At 61.0% G+C, this 15901-nt stretch carries 14 protein-coding genes; 2 read left to right on the forward strand and 12 right to left on the reverse strand.

The window, feature by feature from the left end:
- Window positions 1-52: 52 nt before the first annotated feature.
- On the reverse strand, window positions 53-1591 hold the full coding sequence (locus tag Q0931_RS08530) for a malonyl-CoA synthase (RefSeq protein WP_299259274.1): 1539 nt from the start codon (window positions 1589-1591) through the stop codon (window positions 53-55).
- 88 nt (window positions 1592-1679) lie between these two features.
- Entirely contained in the window at window positions 1680-3029 is a 1350-nt protein-coding gene (locus tag Q0931_RS08535; protein ID WP_299259276.1) for a malonyl-CoA decarboxylase, read from the reverse strand.
- A 207-nt stretch (window positions 3030-3236) separates the two neighbouring features.
- Here Q0931_RS08535 and Q0931_RS08540 point away from each other — a divergent pair, with 207 nt between their 5' ends.
- Window positions 3237-3896 carry a GntR family transcriptional regulator gene (locus Q0931_RS08540; RefSeq protein WP_366941596.1) on the forward strand — a complete coding sequence of 220 codons (660 nt, stop codon included), beginning with the start codon at window positions 3237-3239 and terminating at the stop codon, window positions 3894-3896.
- A gap of 24 nt (window positions 3897-3920) precedes the next feature.
- On the opposite strand, the gene Q0931_RS08545 is transcribed toward Q0931_RS08540, so the two are convergent.
- From Q0931_RS08545 to Q0931_RS08585, 9 genes are all read right to left on the reverse strand, one after another.
- Entirely contained in the window at window positions 3921-4658 is a 738-nt protein-coding gene (locus tag Q0931_RS08545) for a FadR/GntR family transcriptional regulator (protein ID WP_299259280.1), read from the reverse strand.
- A 344-nt stretch (window positions 4659-5002) separates the two neighbouring features.
- A complete protein-coding gene (locus Q0931_RS08550) occupies window positions 5003-6580 on the reverse strand; it encodes an aldehyde dehydrogenase (NADP(+)) (RefSeq protein WP_299259282.1) in 1578 nt (525 codons plus the stop codon).
- A gap of 37 nt (window positions 6581-6617) precedes the next feature.
- The gene (locus Q0931_RS08555; RefSeq protein ID WP_299259284.1) at window positions 6618-7946 is read right to left on the reverse strand and encodes an enolase C-terminal domain-like protein; all 1329 of its coding nucleotides are present in this window, start codon (window positions 7944-7946) and stop codon (window positions 6618-6620) included.
- A gap of 12 nt (window positions 7947-7958) precedes the next feature.
- A complete protein-coding gene (locus Q0931_RS08560; RefSeq protein ID WP_299259286.1) occupies window positions 7959-9449 on the reverse strand; it encodes a tripartite tricarboxylate transporter permease in 1491 nt (496 codons plus the stop codon).
- A 1-nt stretch (window position 9450) separates the two neighbouring features.
- Entirely contained in the window at window positions 9451-9969 is a 519-nt protein-coding gene (locus Q0931_RS08565) for a tripartite tricarboxylate transporter TctB family protein (protein WP_299259288.1), read from the reverse strand.
- Between the two features lie 20 nt (window positions 9970-9989).
- Window positions 9990-10934: a tripartite tricarboxylate transporter substrate binding protein gene (locus Q0931_RS08570; protein WP_299259290.1), complete on the reverse strand. Its 945-nt coding sequence runs from the start codon at window positions 10932-10934 to the stop codon at window positions 9990-9992.
- A gap of 63 nt (window positions 10935-10997) precedes the next feature.
- Window positions 10998-11909, reverse strand: coding sequence for a 5-dehydro-4-deoxyglucarate dehydratase (gene kdgD, locus Q0931_RS08575; RefSeq protein ID WP_299259292.1), 912 nt, complete (start codon window positions 11907-11909; stop codon window positions 10998-11000).
- A gap of 118 nt (window positions 11910-12027) precedes the next feature.
- On the reverse strand, window positions 12028-13158 hold the full coding sequence (locus Q0931_RS08580; RefSeq protein ID WP_299259294.1) for a mandelate racemase/muconate lactonizing enzyme family protein: 1131 nt from the start codon (window positions 13156-13158) through the stop codon (window positions 12028-12030).
- Between the two features lie 161 nt (window positions 13159-13319).
- Window positions 13320-14414, reverse strand: a complete 1095-nt coding sequence (locus tag Q0931_RS08585; protein ID WP_299259296.1) for a LacI family DNA-binding transcriptional regulator — start codon at window positions 14412-14414, stop codon at window positions 13320-13322.
- Between the two features lie 262 nt (window positions 14415-14676).
- Here Q0931_RS08585 and Q0931_RS08590 point away from each other — a divergent pair, with 262 nt between their 5' ends.
- Window positions 14677-15630 carry a tripartite tricarboxylate transporter substrate binding protein gene (locus Q0931_RS08590; RefSeq protein ID WP_299259298.1) on the forward strand — a complete coding sequence of 318 codons (954 nt, stop codon included), beginning with the start codon at window positions 14677-14679 and terminating at the stop codon, window positions 15628-15630.
- A gap of 41 nt (window positions 15631-15671) precedes the next feature.
- Here Q0931_RS08590 and Q0931_RS08595 read toward each other — a convergent pair whose 3' ends face one another.
- Window positions 15672-15896 carry a hypothetical protein gene (locus Q0931_RS08595; protein WP_299259300.1) on the reverse strand — a complete coding sequence of 75 codons (225 nt, stop codon included), beginning with the start codon at window positions 15894-15896 and terminating at the stop codon, window positions 15672-15674.
- Window positions 15897-15901: the final 5 nt, after the last annotated feature.

The following is a 15901-nucleotide window of genomic DNA, read 5'->3' on the forward strand; positions in this document are numbered from 1 at the left end:
TTGTTGTTTTTAATTCCTGTCCTTTTTAATGCCTGTCGTTACTCCTGCTCTATTAAGGGTGGGCGGTCGCCGTCTGCTGATAGGTGTCGGCATAGCGTTCGCGCAGCACATTCTTTTGCACCTTGCCCATCACGTTGCGCGGCAGCGCATCGACGAAGAACACGCGCCCGGGCTGCTTGTAGCGGGCCAGCTTGTCCTTGAGCGCGGCCAGTACCTGGGCCTCCTCGAGATGCGCGCCCTCACGCAGCACCACGGCGGCCGTCACGCCCTCACCCAGATCCGGATGCTGCACGCCGATGACCGCCGACTCCGAGACCTCGGGCAGTTCATCGATCCACTGCTCGATCTCTTTCGGGTAGACGTTGTAGCCACCGGAAATCACCAGATCCTTGTCGCGTCCAACGATATTGAGATAGCCCCTGTCATCGATCAGCCCCAGATCACCGGTGATGAAAAAGCCGTCATCGCGAAACTCCTCGCGGGTCTTTTCCGGCATGCGCCAGTAGCCCTTGAACACGTTCGGCCCGCGCACCTCGACCAGCCCGGTCTCGCCATCGGGCAGCGGTTGACCGGTATCCCGGTCGGTGATGCGCACCTCGCTGCCGGGCAGCGCCATGCCGACCGTGCCGGGGCGGCGCTCGCCGTCGTAGGGATTGGAGGTGTTCATGTTGGTTTCGGTCATGCCGTAGCGCTCCAGAATGGCGTGGCCGGTGCGCTCGAAAAACTCGCGATGGGTGTCGGCCAGCAGTGGCGCCGAACCCGAAATGAAAAGGCGCATGTTGGCGGTGCGCTCGCGGTCCAGCCGGGGGCTTGCCAGCAGCCGCGTATAGAAGGTCGGCACACCCATCAGCACCGTGGCGCGCGGCATCAGATCCAGCAGCTGCTCGACATCCAGCCGCGGCAGCAGCGTCATCGACGCGCCCACCGTGAGCGTGACGTTGCAGGCCACGAAAAGCCCATGGGTATGAAAGATCGGCAGCGCATGCAGCAGGTGATCGGCATCAGAGAACTGCCAGGCCTCGACCAGCGCCTGGCTGTTGGCGGCCAGATTGCCATGGGTCAGCATGGCGCCCTTGGAGCGCCCGGTCGTGCCGGAGGTATACAGAATCGAGGCCAGATCATCCCGGCCCACCTCAGCAATCCGCGTTTCTTCACCAGCGGCGGCGGCCTTCTCCATCAGGCTGCCCTCGCCCTCAACGCCCAGACTCTCGACGTGCGCCACACCACAACGGCTGGCAAGCCCCTGTGCCTGTGCCAGATCCTCCGGCCGGCAGATATAGACCCGCGGCTCGGCATCGGTGAGGAAGTAGTCGATCTCGGCCTCGGTGTAGGCCGTATTGAGCGGCAGCCACGCCGCGCCCACCTGTAGTGCGGCCAGATACAGCATCAACGCCTGAGGGCTCTTGTCGACCTGCACCACGACGCGATCGCCCGGGGCCACCCCCAGCGACAGCAGGACACTGGCCAGGCGACGCGAGCAGGCCAGCACATCGGCGTAGCGGTATTGATCGCCCTGGGGGGTGTCGATCAGCACCTTGTCAGGATGGCGCTCAAAGTGAGGGTAAAACTGCAGATAAAGGTTATGGTTCATGACAACTCCTGCCTGTAGATCCTGTGACCCCTGCCCTGCAGGGGCCCATTGCCCTGGTCATTGTGCAGATTTCGGTGCCTTCTCGGACTCAGGCGTTGTCGCGTGAGACGAGACGCTTGCGCCCTGTTCTGGCCTGTCGACGAATATCGCTGGCACAGACCACGGTGCCCTCTCGGCTGAAGGCCTCATGGTTCTGCTCGATGCGATCGATCTCATAGAGGTAATTGACCATCAGGCCATGCGCCTGCTGACACCCTTTTTCGGAAGTATCCCCGGGCCAGTTGATACGATGCAGGCTGGCACCGTTGCCCAGATGAAAGCGGGCGACCGGGTCCAGTGGCTGTCCGCGAGCATTGCGCGCCTCCAGCAGGTAGTGCGCGGCCAGTCCTCGCAGCTCCGGGGCCAGCCGCTGGCGTTCAGCCTTGTCGTTGAGCCAGTGGCCCCGATCAAGGGCCGTACAGACATCATCGTCTTCTGCCAGCTCCCCTTCCTTGCGCTGGGTGTCCAGCCAGCCGGCAAAGCCCGGCACTGGTGAGAGCGTGACGAAGTTGACCAGCCCCGGCAGGTCGCGCTTGAGCTCCTGCACCACCTGCTTGATCAGGAAGTTGCCAAACGAGATGCCCTTGAGGCCGCTCTGACAGTTGCTGATGCTGTAAAAGGCGGCCGTATCGGCCTCGCCCGGCGCGACCTCTTCACCGCCGGCCAGAATGATCTGAATGTTGTCGGGAATGCCCTTGCACAGCGCCACTTCGACAAAGATCAGCGGCTCATCGCCGGTGGCCGGGTGGAAAAACGCGTAGCAGCGGCGGTCACCCGGATCGAGTCGGCGGCGCAGATCCGACCAGTCCCTGATCGCATGCACCGCCTCATAGCGGATGATCTTTTCCAGCACCGCCGCTGGCGTGTTCCAGCCGATACTTTCCAGCATCAGAAAACCGCGGTTGAACCAGGAGGCGAACAGGTGGGCAAAGTCGTCATCAAGCGGGGCAAGTTCGGGGTTCGTTTTCATGTAGCGCAGCAGGTCAGCGCGCATGGAGACCAGTTCGTAGGTGCCCCCCGGGCAGAGATTGAGGCGACGCAGCAGGTGCTGGCGGCGCGGCTCACAAACGGAAAAAAGCTTTTGGAGGGTGGCGTTGTCCTCGCGCTCGCTCCAGTCGCGATAGGCCTTGTGAATGTCGTCGCTGTCGGCGGCGTAGTGCTCGGCCAGCATCTCGAAAAAGGCCAGCCGGTCAGCATCATCAAGGCCGCGATAGCGCGTGAGGGCCTGCTGGGCAATCAGGATCTGGGAGGCTTCGCCGCCGCGCTGCATGAGCGTTTCACAGCTTGAGGCCAGCTGCGACAGACTGGCCTTTTTCTCAGCACTGTCACCGCCGGTACTGCGAAAACGTTCACGGGTGCGGCGCTCGATACTCGAGAGCAGCTCCTGGAGAAAATTCATGTTGACGTTCATGGCAGCCCTCATCGGTAGCCTGGACGGGTATCCCGGTACCCGAAGATGAATATTGCTTGTCATCAACAGGAAAGTTACTTTTCATATACATGTCACCGCCCTGTTGTATACAACAACTGGTATATCACCATCCGCGCGCCGGCCGAAGGTGTCAACATGGGAGAAAGTCTATTGAATGAAAGTCCAGGAGGGCGTGTGCCTCAGGCGCAGCGGCTGCGGGATCTGCTGGAAGATGCCATTGTCGAGGGCCACTATGCCCCTGGAGATCGCCTCGACCCCGAAGCACTGGCACGCCAGTATCAGTGTTCGCGCACACCCATTCGCGAGGCGCTGACTCAGCTGTCCGCTTCCGGCATGGTGAAGGTGGCACCCAAGCGCGGTACTTTCGTGGCGCGCCTGAGCGTGACCGAACTGGTGGAACGCTTTGAAGTGATGGCAGAGCTTGAGGGCATGTGCGGCCGTCTGGCCGCGCGGCGCATGAGTAACGAGACGCGGGCAGCGCTGCAACAGGCGCAGGCCGCCTGTCGTCAGTGCATGATCAGGGGAGATATCAACGGCTACTACTATGAAAACGGCGAGTTTCATCGCCTGATCTACGAAGGCAGTCACAACGCCTTTCTGGCTCAGGAAGCCAGACGCCTGCACGCCATGTTAAAGCCCTATCGACGCCTGCAGCTGCATGCGAGACACCGGCTGGAAAACTCATGGTGCGAGCATGAACGCATTGTCGAGGCACTGATCGCCGGTGATGCCGACACGGCGCAGCGTGAACTAAGAGAGCACGTGCTGCTGCAGGGCGAGCGCTTCAACGACCTGGTCGCCTCAATGCAGCGCCTGGGTCAGACGCACGACTGAGGCCGCAGCCTTGCAGCCTCGGCGTCAGTTCTTTTCAAGATAGGCCGTATAGGTCTGTCTGGCGCGGGAAAAGTGCTGCCTGACCGCCTGCTCGGCGCGCTCGGGATCACGTGATAGCACGGCGTCCAGAATGGCCTGATGCTCCCCCGCCACCATCTCCAGATAGCGCCTTGCCGCCTCGATGTTCAGCTCGTTGTCGACCAGGCGGGCACGAGGAATGGCCTCCTGGCTGAGCGGTTCATAAAAGGACATGAAGAAGGGATTGTGCGTCGCCTCGATCAGAGCGTGATGGAACTGATAGTCTTCATGGCGCGCCTGCCTGCCCTGCTTCATGGCCTCCAGAAAAGCGGCATGAGCGCTTTCAAGGCGACGCACGTCATCGTCATCATGACGCTCGGCGGCAAGCGCTGCGGCCCGTGGCTCAAGGGTCAGACGAAGCTCCAGCACATGCAGGATATCCTCCACCGTATTGGCACTGATGCGCCGGGCCGGCGACGGCACCGCCTGGCACGCCTGAATTACGCGGGTTCCGATGCCCCGTCTCGTTTCAATCAGCCCCGAGGAACGCAGATAGGCAATCGCCTCACGCACCGCGGTGCGGCTGACGCCAAACATGTCACACAGTTCGCTCTCAGTGGGCAGCTTGTCACCCACGGCGATCTGCCCGTTGGCGATCGAAGCCTCCAGCTGCCGGGCAATCTGTGCCGACAGACTGCCCTGCTGAGTAATGCGTTCAAGTTTGAGCGTCTTCATATTGGCCATCTGATACCTTGTCGTGGCGCGTATCGATTACTCCGAAATAGCGCGTGGCTGCGCTCCGAGTAATATTCAAGCGAAAACTTTCGGGCGTGTGTCGATGCCCCGGTCCGGCTCGGTGCTCATGATAGTGTATTGCGCCTCCCTACAATATCTTCGCCCCTGTCATGGGCCTGACGGCAGACGTGACGCTTTTATGCCGAGGTAATACATCGTACATGGACTATAACCCGTTTTTTTAAGTGCTGCTCTTTGCCTTTGGCATACCAGTGGAGCCCATACCTCGACATGAAAAGGGTCTGCCATTCGGCAGACCCTTTCATTCAACACGGCTGATTCAGCTCAAACCATCAGCTTTCACGCTTGCCATCTACCAGCCGATTGAGCTGGCAGGGATTGGCATCCCGCAGGGCTTCCGGGCGCAGGGCATCCGGCAGGTTCTGATAGCAGACCGGGCGCAAAAAGCGCTTGATGGCTGCCGTCCCGACCGAGGTGGTACGACCATCGGAAGTGGCCGGGAAGGGCCCGCCATGCACCATCGCATCGCTGACTTCAACGCCGGTCGGCCAGCCATTGACCAGAATACGGCCGGCCTTGCGCTCCAGAATCGGCACCAGTGCGCGGGCGCTGTCCAGATCGGCATCGTCCATCTGCAGCGTGGCCGTCAGCTGCCCTTCCAGATGCTCGGTGACGGCCAGCAGCTCATCACTGTCCACGCACTCGACAATCAGCGAGGTGGCACCGAACACCTCATCCTGCAGCTCGGTATCGGCCAGAAACGTCTGCGCCGAAGCGGTGTAGAGACCGGCCTGGCACGTATAGGCGCCCTCACCGGTCGGCCCGCGGCCCAGCTCGGTCACACCACTGTGCTGTGACAATCGCTGAACGCCTTCCTGATAGGCATCGCTGATGCCGGGTGTCAGCATGGTCTGGGCATTGGCATCCGCCAGTGCTTCCGTGGCGGCCTGCTTGAAGGTCTCGAGCGCCTCGCCCTTGATGGCAATCACCAGGCCCGGGTTGGTGCAGAACTGTCCGGCGCCCATGTTCAGTGAGCCGACGAACGCCTTGCCCATCTCGCGACCGCGCGCCTTGAGCGCCTCTGGCAGCGGGAAAACCGGGTTGATGCTGCTCATCTCGGCGTAGAAGGGAATCGGCTCGGCGCGCGACTGCGCGACTTTCCACAGCGCCATGCCGCCACTGCGTGACCCGGTAAAGCCGGCCGCCTTGATGCGCTTGTCATTGACCAGTGCCGTGCCGACATCGCGGCCCGAGCCGTACAGCAGGGAAAAGACGCCTTCCGGCAGATGACAGCGCGAGACGGCCTTTTGAATGGCACGACCGACCAGCTCGGAAGTCCCCGGGTGTGCCCCGTGCGCCTTGACGATGACCGGGCAGCCGGCCGCCAGTGCCGACGCGGTATCACCACCGGCCACCGAGAAAGCCAGCGGGAAGTTACTGGCGCCAAAGACCACCACCGGGCCCAGCCCAATGTGACGCTGGCGCAGATCGGTACGCGGCATCGGTTGACGATCCGGCATGGCCGGGTCAACGCGCACGTCCAGCCATTCGCCATCCCGCACAACGCGAGCGAACAGCCTCAGCTGACCACAGGTACGCCCGCGCTCGCCCTGCATACGCCCCTCGGGCAGGCCGGTTTCGGCGACGGCCCGTTCGATGAGTGCATCACCAATCGCCTCGATCTCTTCGGCGATGGTTTCCAGAAATACGGCGCGATCTTCCAGCGAGGTTTCGCGATACTGGTCGAAGGCCTGCCAGGCCAGCGCGCAGGCCTGTTCGACCTCGTTGCTGCTGCCACCGTTGTAGACCGGCTCCAGCGTTTCGCCCGTGGCGGGATTGATGGCCTGAACCGGATCGCGCGTGCCCTTGATGGCGTGCTGTCCGATAAGAAGTTCGCCTGTCAGTTGCATCTTTCTCTCCTGATGGTTGCGTTGCGTATTGCCGGGTTCAGCGCACCAGCGCGGGGCGCTTGGGATCAAAAGCCCAGCCATCGATCAGATACTGCATGGCCGTGGCGTCGTTACGGGCACGAACATCGAGCGAGCGATAAAGCGCATGCGCCTCATCCAGCTTGCCCTGATCCAGCGTCACGCCAAGCCCGGGCGTTGTCGGCACGGTCAGCTTGCCGTCACGGATCTCGAACGGTGCCTCGGTCAGACGCTGACCGTCCTGCCAGATCCAGTGGGTATCGATGGCCGTGATTTCACCCGGGCAGGCCGCGGCCACATGCGTCATCATGGCCAGCGAGATATCAAAGTGGTTGTTGGAGTGTGATCCCCACGTCATGCCCCACTCATCACACAGCTCACCGACCATGACCGCGCCCTGCATGGTCCAGAAATGGCAGTCCGCCAGCGGAATGTCGACCGAGTTCATTTGCGCGGCGTACTGCAGCTGCTTGAAATCGGTGGCAATCATGTTGGTGGCCGTGCGCAGGCCGGTGCGACGCTTGAACTCCGCCATGGTTTCACGACCCGACCAGCTGCCTTCCTGACCACAGGGGTCCTCGGCGTAGCTCAGAATGTCCCGGATCGGTTCCAGTACCCGAATGGCCTCTTCCAGCGACCAGGCCCCGTTGGGGTCAAGCGTCAGTCGTGCCTCGGGGAAAATCTCGTGCATGGCGCGAATACAGTCGGCTTCCTGTTCCCCCGGCAGCACGCCCCCTTTCAGTTTGAAGTCGCGAAAACCGTAACGCTCGTGCGCGGCACGGGCGAGCTCGGCGACGGCTTCCGGCGTCAGTGCTTCCTGACAGCGTAGTCGCTCCCAGTCATCGCGGGGGTTATCGGCCTTCGGGTAGGGAAGATCGGTTTTGTTCGGATCGCCCAGCAAAAAGAGATAGCCCAGCGCCTCGACTTCATCACGCTGACGACCCATGCGGCCCAGCAGATCGGCGACCGGTGTCTCGACGGCCTGACCATAAAGATCCAGCAGCGCCGACTCGATGGCAGTCAGTACATGCACCGCCACCCGCAGATCAAAGGTCTGACGGCCGCGCTCCTCGGGGCCGCCCTGTGCCAGCAGTTTTCTGGCGTTGTTGAGCGTGCCACGCCAGGCATTGAGCCTGGTGCCTTCCACCAGCGAGCGACATTTTTCAAGCCCTTTCAAAATGCCTTCGCTGGAAGGAATCTCGCCGACGCCCCTGTTGCCGGCGTTGTCTTCAAGGATCAGCACACAGCGCACAAACCAGGGGGCATGACCGCCGCTAAGGTTAAGCAGAAAGCTGTCATGACCGGCGACCGGCACAATGGTCATGCGTGTAATGGTGGGCAGTGACATACAAGGCTTCTCCTATGAATGGGACGTCGTCTGGCGACGGTTCTGCCACAGGGTAAAAAACAAAAAGGCTGCAGAGACCAGCAAAAACACCAGGCTGATCGGGCGCGTGACCAGCACGCTCCAGTCACCGCTGGAGAGCATGAGCGCACGACGGATATTGGACTCGGCGATCGGCCCCAGAATCAGCCCCAGGATGACCGGCGCAGTCCCGAAGTCATAACGATTGAGGAAATAGCCCAGCACCCCGAAGCCCAGCATCAGATAGACGTTGAAAATGTCGGCATCGACGGCATACACCCCGATGACACAGAACATCAGGATCAATGCCATCAGCAGCTTGCGCGGTACCTGCAACACCTTGACGAAGATCTGAATGCCGAACCACTGGATCAGCAACATGAAGATGTTGGCCACAAAAAAGGCAATGAAGATGCCGTAGATGATCGAGCCGTTATCGGTAAAGAGCGTCGGCCCCGGGCTGATGCCCTGGATCATCAGACCGCCCATCAGCACCGCCGTGGCCGCTTCACCCGGAATGCCCAGCGTCAGCATCGGGATCAGCGCCCCGCCGACCAGCGCATTGTTGGAAGACTCGGAAGCCACGATGCCTTCAGGATGTCCGGTACCGAATTTCTCCGGCGTCTTGGACATCTTTTTGGCCTGATCATAGGACAGAAACGAGCCGATACTGCCGCCTGCCCCCGGGATGGCGCCGACGACCGTGCCGATCACCGAGCTTGAGGCCAGCACTTTCCAGTAGCTCAGCGTTTCCAGCCAGCGTGGTGAGGCGTGGTCCATTTTGTTCTTGCTGTGCTCGGTACGTTCGGGACCGAAATAATCGACCACGTCCTTGAGCACCTGCGAGACGGCAAACAGACCAATCAGCGCCGGCAACAGATTGACACCGGTCAGCAATGACAAATTGTGGAAGGTATAGCGCTGCACCCCGGCCACCGGGTCGGTACCGACCGTGGCAATCAGCAGCCCGATCAGACCCGCCACCAGCCCCTTGATCAGTGACTTGCTGGACACCGAAGCAATGATCACCAGCCCGAAGACACTCAGCGCAAAATATTCGGCAGGACCGAAGCGCAGCGCAAAGTCGGCAATGGGCGGTGCCAGAAGACTCAGCACCACGGCACTGAAAATACCGCCGATGAACGAGGACACAATACAGATGCCCAGCGCCCGACCCGCCTCGCCTCGGCGAGCCATGGGGAAGGCATCCAGCGTGGTGGCCACCGAGGAGGGCGTACCGGGAATGTTCAAAAGCGTCGCCGAGACCGAACCACCGGCAATGGCCCCACACAGGGTCCCCAGCAGCATGCCCATTCCCATGACCGGTGGCATGCCAAATGTCAGTGGCAGCAATAGTGCAATGGCCATCGCGGCCGTAAGCCCTGGCAGCGCGCCCATGATCAGACCCAGCAGCGTACCGCCGCCAATGACCAGCAGCACATGCCATTGAAAGACCAGTCCGAGCGCTTCTACATAATCTCCCATGTCATACCCCCATCACGCCGATGGTGGGCAGCACGATTTCGAACCCCACCGAGAAGATCAAAAAGATGGCGACCGACACCACTGCAGAAAACAGTGCCAGCATGAGTACACGTCCAATGGCGATACGCTCACCGGTTTGACGTGACAACACGCTGACCATGGCCACACATAAAAAGAGAAACAGTGCCGTGGAAATGACATAGCCCAGCGGCTCCAGCAGCGTGGCATAGAGCACCAGTAACAGCGCCACGCCACACCAGCCCACAACCGGTACCCACCCCGGGGTGGTCGCCGCGTCATCGCTTGCGTCGCTCGCCAGCAGGGTGCCTGCGATCAGGCCGCGCACCATTGAAATCAACAGCAAAATGGCGATGGCTGACGATATGGCCCGAGGGAAAAACGCGGGGGAGAGACTCCCCCCCGCGGCATTGGCCGGCAGGTTCCATGCTTCCTGTAAAAACCAGCCTGCCAATGCCAGAAGCACCAGATGAAACAGTGCATCACTGCGTGTTTTGACCATCTTCAATGCCTCCTGCCGCTTTACTGGCGGATCGCTTTGGCTTCTTCGATCAGCGGTTTGGAAGTTCTTTCCACAAACTGATCCAGTTCATCGCCATACAGGGGGCTGATGTCCGAACCCATGCTGCGCGCGGCCTTCTGGAACTGCGGATCCTCAACGGCCTGCTTGACCGCCTCGACCCACTTCGCCTCGATAGCCGGATCAAGCCCTTTCGGCGCTGCAATGCCGCGCCACTGGGAGAGCTCGAAGTCATGTCCGGACTCTTCCATGGTCGGTGTATCCGGCAGTGCACTACTGCGCTCCTCGCCGGTAGTCACGATCGATGTCAGACGATCCCCATTGATGGCCGAGATCACTTCCGAGGGATTAAGCACCACGCCATCGATATGGCCACCCATTGCGGCGGAAACCGCTGCAGAGCCGCTATCAAACGGGATGACCTCGATATTGAGCCCCAGCGCCTCGCCCAGCATCAGCGAGACGATATGGGTGGAGGAACCCACACCGGAGGCACCGATACGCAGCGGCTTGTCGCTGGATTTGAGGTCACTGCTCAGGCTGTCAAGATCCTGCCAGGCATCGTTTTTGCGCACGGCCAGCACATAGGGTTCCACCAGAACCCGAGCGATGTAGTCAAAATCATCCCTGGTGAAGGCCACATTACCCAGGCCTTCCAGCGTGAAGGTCGCATTGGTCGGGATGGTCACGGTGTAGCCATCCGGTTTGGAGGCTACCGCCCGCGAAAAGCCTACCGCACCACCGCCGCCTGACAGGTTGCGCACCACAATGGTGGCGCCCAGTGCCTTTTCAAGCGACGGCTGCAGCGCACGCACCACGTTGTCGGCGCCGCCACCGGCCGACCACGGCACGATGAACTCGATGTTTTTGGAGGGATAGTCGGCCGCCATGGCCATGCTGCTGGCCAGCATCGTGGCCGCCCCGAAGACACTCAGTAACCTTTTCATATCATTGCTCTCCCTGGCTGCTTGCACAGGCCATGGCCGGCGCAAACAGGGTGTTCGGAATGATTAACGCACGCGCTCGATCAGCATCTTGAGCTTCTCGACCTCTTCAGCACTGGGCATGGTCAGCGGTGCACGCACGTTGCCCGCCGGGTAGCCCACCTGAGCGGCACCGGCCTTCACCAGGCTGACCGCATAGCCACGGCACGTATCACGCAGGGCAATGAAGGGGATAAAAAAGTCCTGAGTTAAGCGCGCCACGGTGTCATGGTCGCCGGCACGCAGGGACTTGTAGAAGTGGACTGCCATCTCGGGTACGAAGTTGAACACTGCCGAGGAGTAAGTGTTCACGCCAATGGAGAGATAGGCTTCGGCAAAGATTTCGGCCGTCGGGACCCCACCGATGTAGATCAGGCGGTCGCCCACGGTCTTGATGATGGTATTGAGCGACTGGATATCACCGCGACCGTCCTTGAGGCCGATCAGATTGGGACAGCGATCGGCCAGCGCCTTCACGGCCGGAGCTTCCAGCGCGCCGTTGGCCCGGTTGTAATAGATGATGTTGAGGCTGGTGGATTCACAGATTTCGGCGGCGTATTCAACGATACCTTCCTGTGAACACTCGGTCAGATAAGGTGGCATCAAAAGGATGCCGTCGGCACCGGCGGCTTCGGCGGCCGCGGCGTGCGCTTTTGCCATGGTGATGCTCTGACCGGCGCTGGCAATGACGGGTACGCGCCCGGCAGTTTCTTCCACCGCCACCCGTACCACTTCCCCGAACTCTTCAAGACCCAGGTTGAAGAACTCGCCCGTACCACCGGCGACAAACAGCGTGGAGATTTCGTATTCGAGCAGCCACGCAATACGCTTGCGATAGCTCTCGGCATCGAATTGACCGGCGCTGTCAAAGTCCGTGACCGGGAAGGAAAGCAGGCCATCGCCTGCGGCACGCGTAACATCAGCTCGTGAAAACGTCATGATGGGTCCTCTGGATTGGCCTGCCCCGCCGCACGGTGGAGCGTTGTCGCCACTTTGTCATACATCATACTTTTAAAGCCATTATACGAAGGGCATAGACGACCCTTCGAATCGTGTCTCAAGCACCAACACCAACGGTCTGATGAGCGATGGTCCACTTGCGCGCCTGCTCGGTCAGGGTAATGCCAAGACCCGGACGGTCCGGCACGATCATGCGGCCATTGCGGGTTTCAAGGACTTCATTGAACAGCGGCGCCAGCCAGTCGAAATGCTCGACCCAGGGCTCGGTGGGATAGGCCGCCGCCAGGTGCAGGTGAATTTCCATGGCAAAGTGCGGCGCCAGCTGCAACCCGGCCTGAGAGGCGAGCGTGGCCAGCTTCAGAAACTGGGTGATACCGCCGATGCGCGGTGCGTCGGGCTGAATGATATCGGCACTACGGTGCTCGATAAGCTTCATGTGCTCGGCAACGCTTGAAAGCATCTCGCCGGTGGCAATCGGCGTATCCAGTTGAGCGGCCAGTGCGGCGTGCCCTTCGGCGTCGTGGGCATCCAGCGGCTCTTCGATCCAGACCAGCTCGTATTTTTCCATGGCGCGGCCAAAGCGCAGGGCGCTGGCGCGATCCCACTGCTGGTTGGCGTCCACCATCAGCGGCACGTTGTCACCGATGTGGGCGCGTACCGCGGCGACACGCTCCAGATCAATGCGCATGTCGGGCTGGCCGACCTTGATCTTGATACCGGCAATACCACTTTCCAGCGAGTGTGTGGCATTTTTGAGCACCTCTTCGATCGGCGTATGCAAAAAGCCGCCGGAGGTGTTGTAGCACTGTACCGAGTCGCGATGGGCGCCAATCAGCTTGGCCAGCGGCAGGCCGGCACGTTTGGCCTTGAGATCCCACAGGCCGATATCGACCGCGGCGATTGCCTGGGTCGAGACCCCGCCCCGCCCGACCGATGCGCCGGCCCAGACCAGCTTTTGCCACAGCTTGTCAATGTCGTTGGGATCTTCCCCGATGATGGCCGGAGCAATTTCGCAGGCGTGGGCATACTGAGCGTAACCACCGGCGCGCTTGGAATAGCTGAAGCCGATGCCGGTATGGCCATCACGCGTTGTGATCTCGGCAAACAGGAAAGAGACTTCGGTCATCGGCTTTTGCCGCCCGGTCAGCACCTTGGCATCGCTGATGGGCGTGGCCAGCGGCAGCAGGACGTGGGAAAAGGTAATCGAGGTAATGGCATCAAAGGACATGGTGACTCCGAAGGCACATGGACCGACCCTGAACAAGGCTGCGGTCAGTTGATGTTAGCGCTATCATTGCGCTTTATATCACTTCACCTGTCAACCGAAACCAAGGTCTAATGTCACAAGACCTCGTTGACCCGATGGCCCGTCGTCAGATCAACGAGGGTTTACGATCGTGATGCCAGCGTGGTCTGACGTGCCATGATTTCAAAACCCACATCCAGTACGTCATATACCGGACCAGAACCCGCGCTTTCAAAGCGCTTTAAAAGATGTTCGGCGGTCAGTCGTCCGATTTCAGCCCCGTCGATGCGTACAGTACTCAGTGCAGGCCAGGTAGCCGCGGCAAAGCTCATGTCACCAAAGCCCATCACTGCCAGCGCCTGCGGAATGGCCATGGCGCAGCTCTGTGCCTCGGCAATGACCCCCATGGCCAGCGTGTCCGAACTGCACACGATTGCCTCACAATCGGGCATGTCTGCCAGCAGGGATGCTGCCGCTGTTCGCCCGCCAACGAGGCTTGCCGGTGTCTCTGCCCAGCAGGTCGTGACCGCAATGCCGGCATCGGGGCGTGCCGCCTGCTCGGCTGCAATGCGCGCATTGAAGCCTTCGGCACGCTGATGTGAGCGCGGATCATCGGCCATGGCCTGTCCGAAGCGCTGATAGCCACACCCCAGCAGATAGTCGGCCACCGCCTCCCCGACCGCACGATGGGAAAAGCCGATCAGCATGTCGAGGGGGTCATCACTCATGTCCCACATCTCGACCACCGGAATACGTGCGGCCTTGAGACGCGCTCGCGTCGCTTCCGAGTGGCGTGTACCGGCCACCACCAGCGCATCCGGTCGCCGGCTCAGCACGGTTTCCACCACCGCGGCCTCCTCCTGCGTCTGATAGCCGGTCAGCCCCAGCAGAACCTGATAGCCCTCAAGGGCCAGCGTATCGGTAATCGACTGCACCACGTCGGCAAACAGCGAATGCGCCACGGTCGGCACCAGCACCGCCACCATTTTGCTGCGACTGGATGCCAGCGCCCCGGCGACGCGATTGGGCACGTAGCCGGTCTCGATGACGGCACGCTGCACCCGCTCCCGGGTACGCTCGCTGACCAGTTCGGGCTGATTGAGGGCACGCGAGACGGTCATGGCCGCCACACCGGCCGCAGCAGCCACATCGCTCAGGCGTACAGCGCCGGTGGCGCGCGGATTATCCCGGCTACCGTCGGCAGATTTGTCAGGGCGGGAATCGAAGGAACGTCCCATGCAGTTCTCCAGCAAAACATCGGGAATACAGCGAGTCTCATGGTACAGGCAAGACATCAGACCGGATAATACCGTCTCCTCCATCGCCCGCCTTGCCCTGCACCGCTTTTCCGGTAGCGGCACTGTCCGTGCAACGATAGTCGAAATGATAGCGCTAACAAAACCTGCGTAAGATAGCCCATGTTGCTCCACGACAACCGTGGGCGAGGATGACACTGCCTTGCGGTTGTCATGTCTTTACCCCGAGAGGGAACGGTCACACATGAAAAAGACACTATCCGTACTGATCATGGCCACTGCACTGCCGGCAACAGCGTGGGCAGCCGACTACCCGGCCACAAATCTCGACATGATCGTGCCGGCCTCCCCCGGCGGCGCGGCGGATACTCTGATGCGAGCGCTTCAGCCCGGGCTTGAGTCATCGCTTGATCGTACCATCGTGGTGCGCAACATGGGCGCCGGCGGCGGCGCACTGGCGCTGACCCGCACGGTGACTGCCAAACCCGATGGCTATACCCTGACACTGGCCAACAACCAGAATTTCACGCTGGAAGGCCTTGGCAACGTCGACTTCAAGTATCAGGACTTTGACTATCTGGCGCGCGTCACCGAGGAGCCCTATCTGCTGGTCAGCAACAACAATGATCAGTGGCAGGATGCCGACGCACTGGTCGCCGATCTGAAAAAAAGCGGTAAACCGCTGCAGGTCGGCACCTCCGGCGTTGGCTCCTCTACCTACGTGGTGGCCTCCATGCTGGGCAGTCAGCTCGGCATCCCGGTCCAGGTGGTCCCCTTTGATGGCGGCTCGCCGGCCATTTCGGCGCTGATGGGCAGTCACGTGGATGCCGTCGTGGTCAATCCTTCCGAGGTGCTTTCCCAGATCCGCGGGGACCGCCTGCAGGCAGTGCTTTCGACCGGCAGCCAGCGCAGTGATCTGCTGCCGGAGGTCAAGACCATGAAGGAGCAGGGATTTGATCTGGCCGTCAGCCAGTGGCGCGGCATCGCGACACCTGCCGGCGTCAGTGACGATGTGGAAAATGCCTGGGTTGCAGCCGTCAAAAAGGCCATCGAGGCGCCGGAGTTCAAGCGCTTTGCTGAAAGTACCGGCGTTGAGGTCAAGCCGCTGTTTGGTGAAGAACTTGATGCTTATGTCACCGACATGGCCGAGGTCATGATCCCCGCCTCACGTCAGGTCGCTGAAAACAACCATCAATAATCCTGTCCGATGCGCCGCCCGGCGGACGGCGTTGGTACGTCTTAACGCGGCGGCTTCCCATGGGCTAGACGCTGTACTTCCTGCCAGATATCGGCATTGACCTCGATGTCGGCGTCATCGTGACGACGATGAAAGGTGGCGGCCCCGGGCCAGCGTACTGCCCGACCCGACTCATCCGGCATCGCCTGTGACAGATGCGCCGTCATGTCATCTACCATGGCCCGGCAGGCAGCAATCCCACCCAGCTGCTCGGGATAAAAGACCATGAACA

Origin of the sequence: uncultured Kushneria sp., assembly GCF_947497025.1 — a bacterium.
Taxonomy (GTDB): domain Bacteria; phylum Pseudomonadota; class Gammaproteobacteria; order Pseudomonadales; family Halomonadaceae; genus Kushneria.